Raw genomic sequence first — 17,006 nt, forward strand, 5'->3', positions numbered from 1 at the left:
TGCTAATCAATCCGTGAGAATTTATCAACAAATCAATAGTTTCATTATATTAGCAAATAAGTGTCCATCAATTGAGATCATTTTTTGACAAATTTGAAGCTCACCATAAAAATGCAACCAGCCTCATAGCAAAACAAAACAAAAGCAAATCAATTGGTTGGTAGTGATTGACACGGCATATCGAATTGTCGCAGGCAACAACATATCATTAACCAGAATATGAGAAGCCAAGTATTTGGATCTGAGCTCTGATATGATGCAGCTTAAGAAAATGACTACAATCTGGATCAACCACGCTTGAGTATTCAACAAGGCTTTTTGCTCACTCGTCATGCAAGAGACATCAAAGGTGCCACTCATATCGAACTTTGGCTAGCAACTCCGCAAGGACCGAGCCAGTTGATCATCCGTGGCGAAAAGCCAGTATTTTTCATCTCCCAACTGGAGATAGAACAGGTTCAGAGTTTGGCAAGCCAACACAGCTTGTCTGTCGATTGTAAGGCATTGGAATTAAAAGATTTCGAACATAACCCATTGGCCGCCTGCTATTGCCCGACGCTCCACACCTATGCAGCACTGATTACCCTCTTAAAACAGCAACAGATTCAAACTTTAGAAGATGATATCAAGCTGGCCGATCGCTTTCTGATGGAACGCTTCATTAAAGGCAGTGTTGAATTCACCGGTTTACTCACTCACCAAAGCCGTTATTTAAAAGTTGAACAGGCCAAATGTCGCCCCGGGCATTACATTCCTAGCCTCAAAGTCGTCTCTCTCGACTTAGAATGCTCAGAAAAAGGCATTCTCTACTCAATTGGTTTTGATAGCCCAATGGATAGTCGTGTGATTATGATTGGCGAACCGCAGCCCAGTGAAACAGCGATCCAATGGGTAAAAGATGAACGTGCCTTATTGCAAGCGCTTATCGACTGGTTTAAGGCGTTTGATCCGGACGTCATCATTGGTTGGAATGTGATTGACTTTGACTTCCGGTTATTACACAAACGAGCAGAATGGCACAACACCAAATTAACCATCGGACGTGGTAATCAACACAGCTTCTTTCGTACTTCAAACCAAAGTCAGCAAGGTTTTATCACCATTCCAGGACGTGTAGTACTTGATGGAATTGATACTTTAAAAACGGCGACTTACCACTTTCGCTCATGGTCGCTCGAAGCCGTTTCTCAAGAATTACTGGGTGAAGGCAAAGACATCCACAACGTGCATGATCGTATGGATGAAATAAACCGCATGTTTAGAAAAGACAAACCGTCGTTAGCTAAATACAACCTGCAAGACTGTGCGCTAGTAAATAAGATTTTCCAACATACGCATTTACTGGATTTTGCTATAGAGCGCTCACGTCTCACTGGGGTTGAGTTAGATCGCGTTGGTGGTTCAGTGGCTGCATTCACGAATCTGTATCTACCGCAATTGCATCGTGCCGGTTATATTGCGCCCAATTTACAGCCGGAAAACTGGGTTGCTAGCCCCGGTGGCTATGTTATGGATTCTATCCCTAACTTATATGATTCAGTGTTGGTACTGGATTTTAAGAGTCTTTATCCCGCTATCATCCGCTCATTTCTCATCGACCCGCTAGGGTTAATTGAGGGATTACAGCTCACAGTGGGTAACAATGAAAACGAAGCAGTACCAGGCTTTCGTGGTGGGCAATTTCATCGTAACAAACACTTTCTGCCCGAGATGATCGAAAATTTATGGGCGGCTCGAGATCTCGCTAAGAAGAACAATGAAAAAGCTTTTTCTCAAGCGATAAAAATCATCATGAACTCATTTTATGGGGTATTAGGGTCTTCAGGTTGCCGCTTTTTCGATACACGTTTAGCTTCGAGCATCACTATGCGTGGGCATGAGATCATGAAGCAGACCAAAAAGCTGATTGAAGAAAAGGGTTATCAAGTCATTTACGGTGATACCGATTCAACCTTTGTCTCTTTAGGTGGCGAATTCTCACAGCAGCAAGCGGATGATATCGGCAACGCACTGGTCGACTTTATTAATCAATGGTGGGCCGAGCATTTACAAGAAGAGTATCAGCTTAGCTCAATTTTAGAGCTTGAATACGAAACCCACTACCGTAAGTTTCTTATGCCAACGATCCGTGGTTCAGAAACCGGCTCTAAAAAACGCTACGCTGGATTAATTGGTGAAGGTGAACAAGAACGGCTGATTTTTAAAGGGCTTGAAAGTGCGAGAACCGACTGGACACCGCTCGCACAACGCTTTCAATATCGGCTGTATTCGATGATTTTTAAAGGTGAAAACCCCGAAGCTTTCATCAGAGAGATTGTCGAGCAAACACAAAGTGGTCAACTCGACCATGAACTGGTTTATCAAAAACGTCTACGACGTAAGTTACATGAATATCAAAAAAATGTGCCACCACAAGTCAGAGCAGCTCGCCTAGCCGATGAGATCAACATGCGACTCGGACGACCAATGCAATATCAAAACCGAGGGCGCATTGAGTACTTAATCACTATTAATGGTCCTGAGCCTAAAGAGTATTTAAAAAGTCCTATCGATTATCAGCACTATATCGATAAACAATTGCAGCCCGTCGCAGAAGCCATTTTGCCTTTTGTTGAACTGAATTTTGAACAGCTTAGTCAACCTCAGTTGGGCCTCTTCTAAAATAGAGGCTAGCAACGAAATATCTAAGTACTACCAACGTCATCATTTATCATGCGCTAATACGATGGTACCAGCGCACGATCAGCCAATCCGAAATTCTGTTTTTTTGTACTGCTTTACAAGCCAGTGACCATAGGAATCTAAAATACCGATCACCGAACGTTTGGCAATCGGCCGCCCAGATAACAAAATACCGAGCCTATTGATTTCAACTTCCTTTTCTGGGTGATAACGAAGAAATTGTTGACCACATTCAATCGGGTCATCAAACCAACCTTTGTCACGGTACATCACCAGTGAATAACTTGCCCGCAATAGCTTTTTAGCAATCACAATCTGTGCTTTGCTCTGCTCACTGGCAGAATTGGCTTTGGCGATTTTATCGCGGTAAAAAAGCACCCAATCTTCAACATCCATATTCCAATGCTTGGCAATCTCCCAACTGGGTTCAAAATCACCAAAGCACTCAGCTAAGTCATCTCCCCAAACACAAACACAGCAGTGGCGAAGCATAAAGCCCCACGTAAAAATACTATCGAGCGAGGCAACCTCCGATACTAACGCCGTTTTTATCGACACTTCCGTTATGTGTGGAAAACTCTTTTGGAAACGCCATTTAATGGTGTTGAGTAACGTGGTTCGAGTTTCGGGGAAATCCGCGTGTGTGACCACTACAACGTCTAAATTTGAGCGACCATAACGTGCTGTTTTTCTCGCCACACTGCCATACAAATAAACACTGTGCAGATTGTCCCCCAAACCCGCACGAAGAAACCTGATGAGATCATCAATCGCTGCTTGGTATTCAGTTTGAAAAGCTTGTTTAGGGTCGATAACCGATAAATACATAACAAAAAACGTTAATTAATAGAGAAATGGAACACGCACGCCATGTTCTACCATGCAAACCGATCAATCAAGATATTCCTTTTCTAGAGCTGCAAGGTATAATGCGCCGAAATTAAGTATGAAGGAAAAATTCCATGCCAAAGGCGAATGAATTAAAGAAAGGTTTTGCCATCGTTTCTGGTGGTAAAACACTACTCATCAAAGATATCGAAGTGACTACTCCAGGTGGTCGTGGCGGTTCTAAAATCTACAAGTTGCGTTGTACTGATTTAAACACTGGTACTCGTGTTGATGAACGTCTAAAAGCTGACGATTTTGTTGATACCGTAGATATGAACCGTCGCGCTGTATCGTTTTCTTATGTTGACGGTGACGAGTACATTTTCATGGACAATGAAGATTATACTCAGTTCACGTTCAAAAAAGACGAGATCGCAGACGAACTACTGTTCATCACTGAAGAAATTCAAGGTATGTTCGTCGTCGTTGTAGACGGTTCAGCGGTTGCGCTAGATGTACCTTCATCAGTAGAACTTGTGATTGAAGAGACTGACCCTTCTATTAAGGGTGCTTCTGCATCAGCACGTACGAAACCTGCACGACTAAGCACTGGCCTAGTTGTTCAAGTACCAGAATACGTAGCAACGGGTGATCGCATTATTGTGAACACTGCTGAACGCAAATACATGAGCCGAGCATAATAATGTCTGATTTAATTTCTTACGACGACGCGATCGACGCTGCCTATGACATCTTCCTTGAGATGGCTCCTGACAACTTAGAACCAGCAGATGTAATTCTATTTACCATGCAGTTCGAAGAGCGCGGAGCTGCCGAGTTAGTTGATGTAGGCGATGATTGGGTTCAACACGTGGGTTTCGACGTTGATAAGGAAGATTACGCGGAAGTATTGATCGGCCTTGTGAATGAACAAGACGATGTGCTAGATGATGTGTTCGCAAGAATGCTCGTCAGCCGCGACCCAGACAAAAAGTTTTGCCATATCCTATGGAAACGCGATTAATCGTATCCATATCGGAATACAACGCCAATCGCTTTGATTGGCGTTGCTGTTTCTAACCTAGGTAACGCATATCTTTACTTTTAAGTCGTGCTATTTGTGTCTGGCATCGCTTTCCACCAGTTGGTAATGAATCACATACAACTGCTCTATCCCAGGGTAAATATCTTGGATAACTTGCTTGAGCGTTTCCAAGCTCATGTTTTCTTGCGCAGCGTGAAACTCACTCAGTTCACTGAATAAAATAGGCTCTACCGCGTCAATTTTCAGTCGACAAAACCACTTCCCTTCTTCCAACGTGCTCACATCTACGATCGAACCAGCCTGATAGTGGCTCTCACTTTCATCTCGAATGGTGATCACTTTCTTTTTTGCCAAAATATCCGCTTCGAAACGCGCGAAAAAAGTCATTTCAGTGGGTATAGTCATTTATATTTTCTCTAATTTATCAAACAAAAACATTCTAAGGGGTTATTCACCAAAGCCCAAATAAGTTTATTGATGTGAGATGAGTAGTAACATCACGCATCGACAGTATCTAAACATTGCATTTTTCAGTCACTTCATTAATTATTTGTATATTCAATTAAAACCGATAATACCGATGTCAGCCTCACCATTATATAAACAAATAAAACAGTTTATTTTAGATAATATAGAAACGGGTCACTGGCCGGTAGGTCATCGTATTAGTACTGAGTTAGAACTGACTGAGCAATTTAATGTCAGTCGAATGACCGTCAATAAAGCGATTAGAGACTTGGTTTCTGATGGCAAACTACAACGCCGGCCTAGGCTCGGTACATTTGTTTGCGCCCCTGAAGAGAAAGCAGAATCACCGCTGCTGGATATCCGCAACATCGCTGATGAAGTGATTAGCCGCGGGAAAAATTACCACAGCAAAGTGCTCAAACAAGTAGCATTAGCCGCCGACGAAAATGTAGCGACCAAACTTGGCGTCATGCTTGGAACTCAGGTTTTTTATAGTGAAATCATACACTTTGAGAATAATTCACCCTTACAACTAGAGGTGCGCTGGGTCAATTGCCGCTATGCACCTCACTACCTTGAGCAAAATTTCTCTTTAATCACTCCTAACCAGTATTTATCGCAAAACTGCCCGTTAAGCGCCATTGAGCATACCGTAGAAGCGATTATCCCTGATTCTCATACCAAGCAATTATTACAGTTAACGAGCAATGAGCCTTGCTTGCTGTTAAATCGAAGAACATGGAGTGGCGATAAGTTAGTCAGTTCTGCACTGCTTTATCATCCAGGTTCTAAGTACAAATTAACCTCTAAAGTACTGCTCAGCTAAAGTTTAACATTTCACCATTCGATCACAGTTCCGCAACATTACTCTTGCACAAGCTGCCTTTTTGCCTTATTTATTTGTATATACATTTAAGCATTTGTAAACTTGCATAGAGAAAGTGAGAGCAACCATGGATTTGATACTGACTAATGCTCGAGTTGTCAGCATGGAAAAGGGTAAACAAGGCTACCGACCCAGTGCGCCTCAAACCATTTATATTCAAGCAGGAAAAATTCACTCTCTGCTCAGTGCTAACGAACCTGTCTATCCTAACTATGACTGCCCAATTATTGATTGCCAAGATAAGCTAGTAACTCCGGGGTTGATCGATTGTCATACGCATCTGATCTATGCCGGTAACCGTGCCAATGAGTTTGAAATGCGCTTGCAAGGTATTCCCTATCAAGAGATCGCAAAACAAGGTGGCGGTATTTTATCAACCGTCAACGCGACAAGAGCGGCTTCGGTTGAAGAGTTGGTTGAGCTTGCTCTGCCTCGTTTAGAGGGGCTCATCCGATCAGGAGTCACCTCTGTAGAGATCAAATCTGGCTACGGTTTAACGCTTGATGATGAAATAAAAATGCTCAAAGCAGCTAAGATGCTGGAAAACCATCGCCGCATTAAAGTCGTCACCACGCTACTCGCCGCCCACGCCATTCCACCAGAATTTCAACACCGCGCCGATGACTATATCGACCATATTTGCCAAACAATCATCCCGCAAGTTGCTGAACAAAAGCTAGCAACCAGTGTCGATGTGTTTTGCGAATCGATCGGCTTTAATCTCTCGCAAACAGAAAAGGTCTTCCAAGCAGCAATCAAACATGGTTTACAGGTTAAAGGCCATACCGAGCAACTATCAAATTCAGGTGGAACCGCTTTAACGGCGCATTATCAGGGTTTATCAGCTGATCACATCGAGTATCTGGATGAGCAAGGCGTAAAAGCGTTAGCACAATCCAACACGGTAGCAACATTGCTACCCGGCGCATTTTACTTCTTGCGTGAAACCCAAAGCCCACCAATAGAGTTACTGCGTAAACATACTATTCCCATGGCGATTGCCACCGACATAAACCCTGGCACTTCACCATTTGCAGACCTTACATTGATGATGAACATGGCCTGTACTCTCTTCAATTTAACCCCAGAGGAAGCATTACGTGGTGTGACTCAGCATGCAGCGCAAGCGCTCGGTTTCGCGCAGTCGCGGGGTGTCATCGCAACTGGGTATGACGCCGATTTAGCCATTTGGAACATAACCCACCCTGCTGATTTAAGTTATCAAGTGGGTATTCCTCGTTTATATGCTCGCGTAATTGATGGAGAACTCACTCATGACTAACCCAAATTTACCTAGCACCCAACATAGCTTTAACTGGCAAGGTCGTGATGATGTGGAAGATGGCGAGTTAGGCACTCGTGTACATCATCAGGCTCACTGCTGCCAAGTCGATGAACTTCAAGCACTACATATTGAACGTCATCACGCCGTTGCTGTCGTCGGTCTTGAATGCGATGCTGGCGTTGCGCGTAATAAAGGACGTATTGGAGCTCAACATGCTCCGAACCTAATCAGACAAGCGTTAGCTAATTTAGCGTGGCATAAAAAATCAACATTTTACGATTTAGGTAATATTCGCTGCGAAGGGGACGAACTTGAACAGGCTCAAGCAAGCTGTGCAGATATCGTTGCTAAAGCACTCAATCATATGCCCGTCATAGTACTAGGCGGGGGACATGAAGTAGCGTGGGCAAGTTTTCAGGGCCTTGCTCGACATTTTAAACACAACCAAACAAAACAACCGACAATCGGCATCATCAACTTCGATGCTCATTTTGATTTACGCGTGTTTGAATCAGACACGGCAGAGATCAAACCAAGTTCAGGCACACCCTTCAATCAAATCCACTCATTTTGTCAGCTGCAGGGTTGGGATTTTAACTACGCCTGCTTAGGTGTAAGTCGTGCCAGTAATACTCCAGCGCTGTTTAAACGAGCTCAAGAACTGGGGGTTTTGTATATGGAAGACTCTCAATTTTCGACATTAAGCCCAATTGATCACCTCCGTGAATTACAGCATTTTATCAACCGATGTGATTATCTTTACCTCACCATTGATTTAGACGTTTTCCCCGCGGCTACCGCGCCAGGGGTCAGTGCCCCAGCGGCTCGCGGTGTCAGTTATGACGCGCTGGCCCCTTATCTCGATAAAATTCTTTATCACAAAAACAAATTGCTGATTGCCGATATCGCCGAGTACAACCCTCAATTTGATGTCGACAACCAAACTGCACGCCTTGCCGCACGGCTGTGCTGGGACATCGCCAACGCGATGACCAACAATTAACTTTTTTGAACAACCCTACACTTGGCGACATAACAACAATAGCCAATGGAACCAAACACAAGGAGTCTCAACATGACGCAGCACCACTCTCAAGGTCAACGTCTGGATACCACACGTACTATTCGTGCGCCGCATGGCACCACACTGCGCGCTAAATCATGGCTAACTGAAGCGCCGCTTCGCATGCTGATGAATAACTTAGATCCTGACGTAGCCGAACACCCACATGCGCTCGTCGTTTACGGTGGCATTGGCCGAGCAGCTCGTGATTGGGCATGTTTTGATAAAATTGTAGAAGTGCTAGAACGTCTGGAGGAAGACCAAACCTTGCTGGTTCAATCCGGTAAACCCGTGGGCGTGTTCCCTACCCATAAGAATGCGCCTCGGGTGTTAATTGCGAACTCTAACCTAGTACCACACTGGGCAAATTGGGAACATTTTAGTGAGCTCGATAAACAAGGGTTAATGATGTACGGCCAGATGACCGCAGGTTCGTGGATTTACATCGGCTCACAAGGCATTGTTCAAGGAACCTATGAAACCTTTGTCGCAGTTGCCAAAAAACACTTTGCTGGTAATGCGAAAGGCCGCTGGGTATTAACCGGTGGTCTGGGTGGAATGGGTGGCGCACAACCGCTAGCTGCCACCATGGCGGGCTTTTCAATGATTGCTGTTGAGTGCGATGAGTCACGTATCGACTATCGTCTTCGCACTGGTTATGTCGACAAAAAAGCCACCAGCATAGATGAGGCTTTAACGATGATTGCGCAATCAGACACGCCGATTTCTGTTGGCTTGCTCGGTAATGCGGCGGACGTTTTCCCGCAGTTAGTCGAACGCAATATCACCCCAGATGTGGTTACTGACCAAACATCAGCACACGATCCGCTAAACGGCTATTTACCACTCGGCTGGAGCATGGAACTCGCCTCTCAAACTCGTTTAGAAGATGAAGCCAAAGTGGTAAAAGCGGCCAAGCAATCAATGGCGATCCAAGTTCGAGCAATGCTTACCTTGCAACAACGTGGCGCTGCAACTCTTGATTACGGTAATAATATCCGCCAAATGGCATTAGAAGAAGGCGTTGAAAACGCGTTCGATTTCCCTGGTTTTGTCCCTGCTTACATTCGCCCATTATTCTGTGAAGGGATTGGGCCATTCCGCTGGGCCGCGCTTTCTGGCGACCCAGAAGATATTTATAAAACCGATCAAAAAGTCAAAGAGTTGATCCCTGACAACCCTCATCTACATAACTGGTTAGATATGGCACGTGAGCGGATTCACTTCCAAGGTCTCCCTGCACGTATCTGCTGGGTTGGTTTGAAAGATCGTGAACGTCTCGGTCAAGCTTTTAACGAAATGGTTAAAAATGGCGAACTCAAAGCACCAATCGTCATTGGTCGCGACCACTTAGATTCAGGTTCAGTCGCGAGCCCGAACCGCGAAACCGAAGGCATGCTGGATGGGTCAGACGCCGTCTCCGATTGGCCATTGCTCAATGCATTACTCAACACCGCAGGCGGTGCGACATGGGTCTCTTTACATCATGGTGGCGGTGTCGGGATGGGCTTTTCTCAACACTCTGGCATGGTTATTTGCTGCGATGGAAGTGACGATGCGTCACAACGTATTGCTCGCGTACTACACAACGACCCAGCAACTGGCGTGATGCGCCATGCTGACGCGGGTTATGACATTGCGAAACGTTGTGCTAAAGAACAAAAACTGGATCTACCGATGCTTAACCAAGAGCTTGCGCAACTGAAGTAAGGACCATGAAAATGTTGAATCTTGTTATTAAACCAGGGCAACTAAGCCTAAAACAATTGCGCCAAATCAGTCGTTCACCGGTTGTGGTATCGCTTGATCCAAGAGCTATACCAGATATTGAAGCCAGCACTCGAGTGGTTGAGCAAGTTATCGCCGAAAACCGTACCGTTTACGGCATCAACACCGGCTTTGGCCTGCTCGCCAATACCAAAATCGCACCTGAAGATCTGGAAACTCTGCAAAGAAGCATTGTCCTTTCACACGCAGCTGGTATCGGTAAATTCATGTCGGATGAAACCGTTCGTTTGATGATGATATTAAAAATCAACAGCTTATCTCGAGGCTTTTCAGGCATTCGCCTTGCGGTGATTAACGCATTGATGGAGCTGGTAAATAGCCAAGTCTACCCTTGTGTACCACAGAAAGGTTCCGTGGGTGCTTCTGGCGACCTTGCGCCACTGGCACACATGAGCACCGTGTTACTGGGCGAAGGTCAAGCACGCCACAACGGTGAGGTGATTTCCGGTTTAGAAGCATTAAAAATTGCAGGTTTAGAACCCATTACCCTCGCACCAAAAGAGGGACTGGCTTTACTAAACGGCACACAAGCCTCTACCGCTTTTGCACTCGAAGGGTTGTTTGCTGCTGAAGATTTATTTGCATCAGCAACTGTGTGTGGTGCCATGTCAGTTGAAGCGGCGCTAGGCAGCCGTCGACCATTCGACCCACGCATTCATCGTGTTCGCGGTCATCGTAGCCAAATGGACGCCGCTACAGCTTATCGACATATGCTGGATATTAGTAGTGAAATTGGCGATTCACACACCGCGTGTGAAAAAGTACAAGACCCTTATTCACTGCGCTGTCAACCGCAAGTTATGGGTGCTTGCTTACAACAAATTCGCAATTCTGCTGAAATTTTGCAAGTTGAAGCCAATGCGGTTTCAGACAATCCATTAGTCTTTGCCGATGACGGTGACATTATCTCTGGCGGCAACTTCCACGCAGAGCCTGTTGCTATGGCTGCGGATAACTTAGCACTCGCGATTGCCGAAATCGGTAGCTTATCTGAACGACGTATGGCACTTTTGATCGACAGTGCACTCAGCAAGCTGCCTCCATTTTTAGTCGATAATGGCGGCGTCAACTCCGGCTTCATGATTGCGCAAGTTACAGCAGCAGCGCTTGCCAGTGAAAACAAAACCCTTGCCCATCCGGCATCGGTTGATAGCTTACCAACCTCAGCTAATCAAGAAGATCACGTATCCATGGCCACTTTTGCTGGCCGCCGTTTACGTGATATGAGCGAAAATACACGGGGAATTTTGGCCGTTGAATACCTTTCAGCAGCTCAAGGGCTAGATTTCAGAGCGCCCAACAAGTCATCAACACGAGTCGAAGAAGCCAAACAAATCCTGCGCGAGAAAGTACCGTTTTACGATAAAGACCGTTACTTCTCACCGGATATTGAACAGGCCAATACGCTACTCAAGCTGGCCGTTCATAACCACTTAATGCCCGACATGCTACTACCGAGCTTTTAAACACCGACCTGAGCCTCACCTTTTGTGAGGCTCATCTCACTGGATAGACCATTCATCCAGCTTTCTTCGCTTATAATCCAACGCAGTTTTGGCTAGAAAGCGTAAATTATGTTTCTGACTCCTTATTTTTTACATCAAGACAAGCAATTCCAATTCACTCGCCAACAAGCGAGCCATTTTGCAAAAAAAGTGGCGGGCGATTTCAATCCGATTCACGACGAAGATAGCAAGCGCTTCTGTGTGCCGGGCGATCTTCTCTTTGCAGTGCTGTTGCAAAAAGAAGGCATCAGCCAAAAAATGCGTTTTAATTTTTCTGGCATGGTGAACGACGGCATAGCACTGCATATTGAAAATAAGTGTGATAAAGAAAGTGCAGTCGTTGATACGAGTGGTAAAGAATACTTGCATATGAACCGTGAAGGCCAAGTTAGTCATGATGCGGCCTTTATCGAGCATGTGGTCACTAATTACGTTCAATTCTCAGGCATGAACTTCCCACACATCATGGTTCCACTAATGGAAGAAGCGCAGATGATGATCAACTGCCAACGTCCATTGGTTATTTATGAAAGCATGGAAGTGGAATTTAACCGCTTAGATCTAACTCATCCTGAAGTGTCGTTTTCCGGTGCATCCTTTGATGTGGATGGTAAACGTGGCGTAGTTACCCTGAATTTTGTCTTTAAAGAGGAAGGCGAAGTTGTCGGTAAAGGCGTAAAACGCATGGTGGCAAGTGGCCTCAAGCCTTACGATCAAGATGCCGTTGATGATTTGGTTAACCGCTTCAATGAACGCAAAGAGATGTTTCTAGCTAAGTTTTCTGCAGCTGCATAACAACCATACACACCCATAGCCCTGCCAACTTGGCGGGGCTTTTAAATCCAGCGTCTCACTCGCTGTTTATAATCCACATACTCCTCACCAAACAGTCTCTCCAAAACCCGTTCTTCTGGTAGGATCTGTAACCGATTCATAAACCACACAAACAAAAAGACAATGGCAAAACTTAGTATGTTTTGTTGCCAATAAGCCGTAGCAAAAAGTAGTAAAAGCAACCCTAAATACATAGGATTGCGTGAGTAACGATAGATTCCACTATCAACAACACATGATGCGTTTTCCGGCTTAGTTGGATTAACCGTCGTTTGCACTTTGCGAAATTCATGAATGCCCCACAAGCCGACAATGCCGGAAAGCACGAAGCAAATCGCAAATACCACCGCAGGTAAAGGCAATGTAATACTGGCAAAAACAAAGAGGTGGGAAAGACGATTCATCAACACCAGTGCTACGATAAACACCGCGACTGGTGGAATCTTAAGTTCTAATTTATCCATCGTTTACTCTCTCAATCTTACTGCAACTCCAAGTATAGCCATAAAATCTAGAAAAAAGCCCAGTCACAAACTGGGCTATTTGCTTAACCAACACTCGGATAATTTACACCAAGGCTAACAACGCTTGTAGAGGATGCTTTGGTTTAAAGTGTTCGAAGCGTTTAACTTGGCTACGACACGAATAACCGGAGATCAAACAGCGCTCCTTCGGCAATTTTTCTAAACTTGGTTGCCAACTTAAACCATAAATATCTTTGGACATTTCAAGTTTATCGAGTTCATGACCAAAGGTTCCAGCCATGCCACAACAACCGACAGGAACGGTATGAAGTTTTGCGCCAAAGTGAGTAAAAATCATCCCCCACTCTTTTTCTGCATTAGGCAACTTTGTTTTCTCGGTACAATGAGCAAACAAATACCAAGCCTCGGTATCTAAAGCTTCACTAGCATTAAACTCGGCCAAACGAGGCAACAACCATTCATGCACAGTCAATACATCAAAATCACCACGCTTATCGCCCAGAATCTCGTTGTACTCATCGCGATAACAGAGCACTAGAGCCGGGTCAACACCGACCATCGCAATATTAAGATCAGCCACTTGTGATAAAAATGCCGCGGTATTTTGCGCTGTTGAGGTGAACTGTTTTAAGAAACCTTTAATATGTTGTGCTTTACCATTAGGTTTAAACGGCAACAGAATTGGATTTTTGCCCAATTTGATCAGTAATTGGATAAAATCTTCAACCACGTCTGCATCGTAATAGCTTGTAAATGGGTCTTGCACCACAATCACATGTTGATCACGGTCTTGTTGAGATAATCCAGCCAAACGCTGCAAGTTAAAATCAACGCTATGGCCAGCCACACGTTTTGCCAAAGTTGGCACAGACAACAGCGGTGCATCGACATACCCAACCGTTGATGCAGTCAAACTTTGCACCCACTTTTGTGAAAGCGCAGTATTTACCACTTGTGGTACCTTCGCCATTAACGGCAACATGCTTTCAATATTTGCAACCAAGTAATCTTTTGCTGGGCGTTGATAGCGTGAATAGTAAATATTGAGGAAACGCGAACGAAAACTCGGTACATCCACTTTGATTGGACACTGACTAGCACATGCTTTGCATGCCAAGCAGCCATTCATCGCTTCATAAACTTCGTGAGAAAAATCGTATTGATGACGTTTATTTAATGAATTACGAACACGCTCAATCATTGTTTTGATGGTAGGTGACGATTCTAGCACTTGTTTTTCAAGATCAAGAATATCAACACCTTGCTCCGTTAATTGGCGTAACCATTCCCGGACTAACCCTGCTCGACCTTTTGGTGATTGACGACGATCAGCGGTGACTTTCATCGATGGGCACATCGGAGAGCTAGTATCATAATTAAAACAGAGACCGTTTCCGTTACACTCCATCGCTTGCTTGAAACTGTCACGAACTTGAACATCGATTTGGCGATCAAAGTACCCACGTTTAGTATCCGTCACTTTCACTAATTCAAAATTAGTATCGAGAGGAGTACATATTTTGCCGGGGTTCATCTTATTGTGTGGGTCAAACGCCGCTTTGACTCGTCGCAATTCAGTAAACAGTTCCTCACCAAAAAATTCAGGACCGTATTGTGAGCGATAACCTTTGCCATGCTCACCCCACATCAAACCGCCATATTTCGCGACAAGCTTGACGACTTCATCCGACACTTCATGCATCATCAGTTCTTGTTGGGGGTCACACAAATCTAATGCTGGTCGAACGTGAAGAACTCCTGCATCCACATGACCAAACATGCCATAACTGAGCGATTTGCTATCAAGTAAGGTTCGAAATTCAGCAATAAAGTCTGCTAAGTTTTCTGGCGGTACACACGTGTCTTCGGCGAATGCGACTGGTTTTGCTCGGCCTTTTGCCGCGCCCAATAAGCCAACCGCTTTTTTACGCATGTTATAGATACGGTTGATGCTAGCTAAATCACTACACACTTGGTAGCCAATAATGCCAGCTTCTTGATTGGTAAGCATTTTCTCAAGGCGCGCTGTTAGTGCTTGAACTTGCTCCGAAACCTCTTGTTCATCTTGCCCTGCAAATTCAACCATGTTGATGCCTTGCATCTCCTTGCCTGGGACATCTGCGAGCAAGTCACTAACACTGTGCCAAACGATGTCTTGCTTGGCCAGGTTCAGTACTTTTGAATCAACCGTTTCAACCGATAACGCTTTGGCTTCGACCATCAAAGGAGCATTACGCAGTGCTGAATCAAAAGTATTGTACTTCACATTGACTAACGTACGTGCTTTAGGGATAGGGGTTAGGTTTAGCGTGGCTTCGGTAATAAATGCCAGAGATCCTTCTGCACCACACAATACACGGGTCAGGTTAAACGAATCACTTTCTTCATCAATGGCATTTTTGAGATCATAACCGGTCAGAAAACGGTTAAGTGCTGGGAATTTCGCAACAATTTGCGCCCGCTTTTCACGGCACACCGCTTCGGTCACTTGTAACGCTTGCTCTGCAAATGAACCTTGTTCAGCCATACCAAGTGACATATCAGACTCAAGCTGTGATCCATCGGCAAATACCGCTTGTAACGACAGCACATGGTCTGAGGTTTTGCCATATTTCAATGACCCTTGTCCAGAAGCATCAGTATTAATCATGCCACCCAATGTAGCGCGATTACTGGTTGAAAGGTCGGGCGAGAAAAAATAGCCATAAGGGCGTACCGCATCATTAAGCTGATCTTTCACAACACCAGCTTGAACACGTACCCATCCTTCTTCTGCATTAATTTCAATAACTTGGTTCATATGGCGAGACAAATCAACCACAACGCCTTTCGTTAACGATTGGCCGTTGGTCCCCGTACCACCACCGCGCGGTGAAAATGTGACTCTCTCAAATTCAGGTTTTGAACTAATCTTACCTATAAGAGATACATCATGCGTCGATTTTGGGTGGACCACCGCTTGAGGTAATTGCTGGTAAACGCTGTTGTCAGTAGCAACGGCGAGTCGACTAGAGTATTGTGATTCAATATCGCCGCTAAACCCCTCTGCTTTGAGTTGTTGTAAAAAGCTCAAAACAACGGGATCGACGTCTGATTGGTGGTGAAGTCTTGGTAACATTTGCTTCCTGCCCCTACTGCGCTGATCCAATCAGCTGTGGGTTAATGGTTAATTTGATATTAATCTTTGAATTTCGTCACTTTACAACATTTAAAAAGGTGATCAAATCAGAATCTCAATGCAAGAATGGATCTATGGGTTGCATTTTTCTTATTGGATTCAATATCAGCCTTTTTTAAGCCATTGCACATTACGGATATAAGAATGAAAAAAAATAAAATTGTTACGACCGAAGACATCTTGTTGAAACTTTGCCAATCTGTATCGGGCGTACTCAGCTCAGCGACAGCAACCAATGTCGCCTACTCAGCCATGGTGCAAAAAATCAACAAGACATCACTAAAGCCCGATTTCGGTTGTTTTGTACTGTTTGATGGGGGGTTCTCTGGACTGGTGGTGATTAACTTTACAGCTAAAGCAGCATTAGAAATATACACCAGCTATATGCGCAATATGGGGATGCCAGAGGAAGAACTTGCGGTATTACACACTTCCGATGAAGTGGGTGACGTGCTTGGTGAATTGATGAACCAACTCGTGGGTGATTTCACCAACAAAATCCGTAAAGAACTGCAAACTAACATCACTCAAAACCAACCCAAAATGCTGTCGTTAAATAAACAGGTTATTTTGTCTGTTGATACGAATTTAGACCGACCTCAAGCCCGCCGAGTAACCTTCTCGACAGAAAATAACAATATTTTCTATCTTGAGTTAGCGATGGATAAAACAGAGTTTATCCAACTTGAAGAGTTTGAGATCCAAGAAGATGAAAGCCCTGATTCCATTTTAGAAGCGACTCAACAAAAACTTTCAGAGAAAGCAAAACGCGACGAACAACAAAATAGTAATACAGATATTACCACTGACTTACTTGATGAACTGGGGATTTAACGCCCTTTAATCGCTACTCTCGCTGCCTAAAACTAGGCAGCGACTTCTGCTTGGCTTTCACTTCCTACTTAAAACCGCTAAAATGCCGAACTTTTCTAAAAGTTGAAGCACTGTATTTGCAAATT

At 44.5% G+C, this 17,006-nt stretch carries 14 protein-coding genes; 10 read left to right on the top strand and 4 right to left on the bottom strand.

Features of this window, described 5'->3' with window-relative positions; genetic code table 11:
- Positions 1 to 297: 297 nt before the first annotated feature.
- Complete coding sequence (locus HGG78_RS06850) at positions 298 to 2,661, top strand: DNA polymerase II (RefSeq protein ID WP_172532402.1); 2,364 nt, start codon at positions 298 to 300, stop codon at positions 2,659 to 2,661.
- Between the two features lie 81 nt (positions 2,662 to 2,742).
- On the opposite strand, the gene HGG78_RS06855 is transcribed toward HGG78_RS06850, so the two are convergent.
- Positions 2,743 to 3,510 (bottom strand): nucleotidyltransferase domain-containing protein, encoded by a 768-nt coding sequence (locus HGG78_RS06855; protein WP_168521804.1) that lies wholly within the window; start codon positions 3,508 to 3,510, stop codon positions 2,743 to 2,745.
- Positions 3,511 to 3,644: 134 nt separating this feature from the next.
- On the opposite strand from HGG78_RS06855, the gene yeiP reads away from it, so the two are divergent.
- Both yeiP and HGG78_RS06865 read left to right on the top strand, forming a co-directional pair.
- On the top strand, positions 3,645 to 4,211 hold the full coding sequence (yeiP, locus tag HGG78_RS06860; protein WP_053309352.1) for an elongation factor P-like protein YeiP: 567 nt from the start codon (positions 3,645 to 3,647) through the stop codon (positions 4,209 to 4,211).
- A gap of 2 nt (positions 4,212 to 4,213) precedes the next feature.
- Entirely contained in the window at positions 4,214 to 4,534 is a 321-nt protein-coding gene (locus HGG78_RS06865) for an HI1450 family dsDNA-mimic protein (RefSeq protein ID WP_053309351.1), read from the top strand.
- Positions 4,535 to 4,624: 90 nt separating this feature from the next.
- Here HGG78_RS06865 and yqfB read toward each other — a convergent pair whose 3' ends face one another.
- The gene (gene yqfB, locus HGG78_RS06870; protein WP_053309350.1) at positions 4,625 to 4,960 is read right to left on the bottom strand and encodes a N(4)-acetylcytidine aminohydrolase; all 336 of its coding nucleotides are present in this window, start codon (positions 4,958 to 4,960) and stop codon (positions 4,625 to 4,627) included.
- Positions 4,961 to 5,135: 175 nt separating this feature from the next.
- Here yqfB and hutC point away from each other — a divergent pair, with 175 nt between their 5' ends.
- The 6 genes from hutC (at position 5,136) to HGG78_RS06900 (ending at position 12,345) form a co-directional block, all read left to right on the top strand.
- Positions 5,136 to 5,849, top strand: a complete 714-nt coding sequence (gene hutC, locus HGG78_RS06875; RefSeq protein WP_254068145.1) for a histidine utilization repressor — start codon at positions 5,136 to 5,138, stop codon at positions 5,847 to 5,849.
- A gap of 127 nt (positions 5,850 to 5,976) precedes the next feature.
- Positions 5,977 to 7,191, top strand: a complete 1,215-nt coding sequence (hutI, locus tag HGG78_RS06880; RefSeq protein ID WP_172532404.1) for an imidazolonepropionase — start codon at positions 5,977 to 5,979, stop codon at positions 7,189 to 7,191.
- Positions 7,184 to 8,197, top strand: a complete 1,014-nt coding sequence (gene hutG, locus HGG78_RS06885) for a formimidoylglutamase (RefSeq protein WP_172532405.1) — start codon at positions 7,184 to 7,186, stop codon at positions 8,195 to 8,197. Before hutI ends, hutG begins: the two co-directional genes overlap by 8 nt.
- Before the next feature lie 72 nt (positions 8,198 to 8,269).
- A complete protein-coding gene (gene hutU / locus HGG78_RS06890) occupies positions 8,270 to 9,967 on the top strand; it encodes a urocanate hydratase (RefSeq protein WP_172532406.1) in 1,698 nt (565 codons plus the stop codon).
- An 11-nt stretch (positions 9,968 to 9,978) separates the two neighbouring features.
- A complete protein-coding gene (hutH, locus tag HGG78_RS06895) occupies positions 9,979 to 11,511 on the top strand; it encodes a histidine ammonia-lyase (RefSeq protein ID WP_172532407.1) in 1,533 nt (510 codons plus the stop codon).
- 108 nt (positions 11,512 to 11,619) lie between these two features.
- Positions 11,620 to 12,345: a DUF3581 domain-containing protein gene (locus HGG78_RS06900; RefSeq protein WP_172532408.1), complete on the top strand. Its 726-nt coding sequence runs from the start codon at positions 11,620 to 11,622 to the stop codon at positions 12,343 to 12,345.
- A 41-nt stretch (positions 12,346 to 12,386) separates the two neighbouring features.
- On the opposite strand, the gene HGG78_RS06905 is transcribed toward HGG78_RS06900, so the two are convergent.
- Both HGG78_RS06905 and ydiJ read right to left on the bottom strand, forming a co-directional pair.
- Positions 12,387 to 12,848: a methyltransferase family protein gene (locus HGG78_RS06905; RefSeq protein WP_168521789.1), complete on the bottom strand. Its 462-nt coding sequence runs from the start codon at positions 12,846 to 12,848 to the stop codon at positions 12,387 to 12,389.
- Between the two features lie 103 nt (positions 12,849 to 12,951).
- Positions 12,952 to 15,987: a D-2-hydroxyglutarate dehydrogenase YdiJ gene (gene ydiJ / locus HGG78_RS06910; RefSeq protein ID WP_172532409.1), complete on the bottom strand. Its 3,036-nt coding sequence runs from the start codon at positions 15,985 to 15,987 to the stop codon at positions 12,952 to 12,954.
- 204 nt (positions 15,988 to 16,191) lie between these two features.
- On the opposite strand from ydiJ, the gene HGG78_RS06915 reads away from it, so the two are divergent.
- The gene (locus HGG78_RS06915) at positions 16,192 to 16,881 is read left to right on the top strand and encodes a DUF3334 family protein (RefSeq protein WP_053309342.1); all 690 of its coding nucleotides are present in this window, start codon (positions 16,192 to 16,194) and stop codon (positions 16,879 to 16,881) included.
- Positions 16,882 to 17,006 lie beyond the last annotated feature (125 nt).

The sequence above is a fragment of the Vibrio aestuarianus genome (assembly GCF_012395185.1).
GTDB lineage: Bacteria > Pseudomonadota > Gammaproteobacteria > Enterobacterales > Vibrionaceae > Vibrio > Vibrio aestuarianus.

Coding starts and splice junctions, on each gene's coding strand:
- yqfB (WP_053309350.1), bottom strand. CDS start 4,960: ATGACTATACCCACTGAAATGACTTTTTTCGCGCGTTTCGAAGCGGAT.
- ydiJ (WP_172532409.1), bottom strand. CDS start 15,987: ATGTTACCAAGACTTCACCACCAATCAGACGTCGATCCCGTTGTTTTG.
- HGG78_RS06865 (WP_053309351.1), top strand. CDS start 4,214: ATGTCTGATTTAATTTCTTACGACGACGCGATCGACGCTGCCTATGAC.
- HGG78_RS06905 (WP_168521789.1), bottom strand. CDS start 12,848: ATGGATAAATTAGAACTTAAGATTCCACCAGTCGCGGTGTTTATCGTA.
- hutG (WP_172532405.1), top strand. CDS start 7,184: ATGACTAACCCAAATTTACCTAGCACCCAACATAGCTTTAACTGGCAA.
- HGG78_RS06900 (WP_172532408.1), top strand. CDS start 11,620: ATGTTTCTGACTCCTTATTTTTTACATCAAGACAAGCAATTCCAATTC.
- hutI (WP_172532404.1), top strand. CDS start 5,977: ATGGATTTGATACTGACTAATGCTCGAGTTGTCAGCATGGAAAAGGGT.
- hutU (WP_172532406.1), top strand. CDS start 8,270: ATGACGCAGCACCACTCTCAAGGTCAACGTCTGGATACCACACGTACT.
- HGG78_RS06915 (WP_053309342.1), top strand. CDS start 16,192: ATGAAAAAAAATAAAATTGTTACGACCGAAGACATCTTGTTGAAACTT.
- HGG78_RS06855 (WP_168521804.1), bottom strand. CDS start 3,510: ATGTATTTATCGGTTATCGACCCTAAACAAGCTTTTCAAACTGAATAC.
- hutH (WP_172532407.1), top strand. CDS start 9,979: ATGTTGAATCTTGTTATTAAACCAGGGCAACTAAGCCTAAAACAATTG.
- hutC (WP_254068145.1), top strand. CDS start 5,136: ATGTCAGCCTCACCATTATATAAACAAATAAAACAGTTTATTTTAGAT.
- yeiP (WP_053309352.1), top strand. CDS start 3,645: ATGCCAAAGGCGAATGAATTAAAGAAAGGTTTTGCCATCGTTTCTGGT.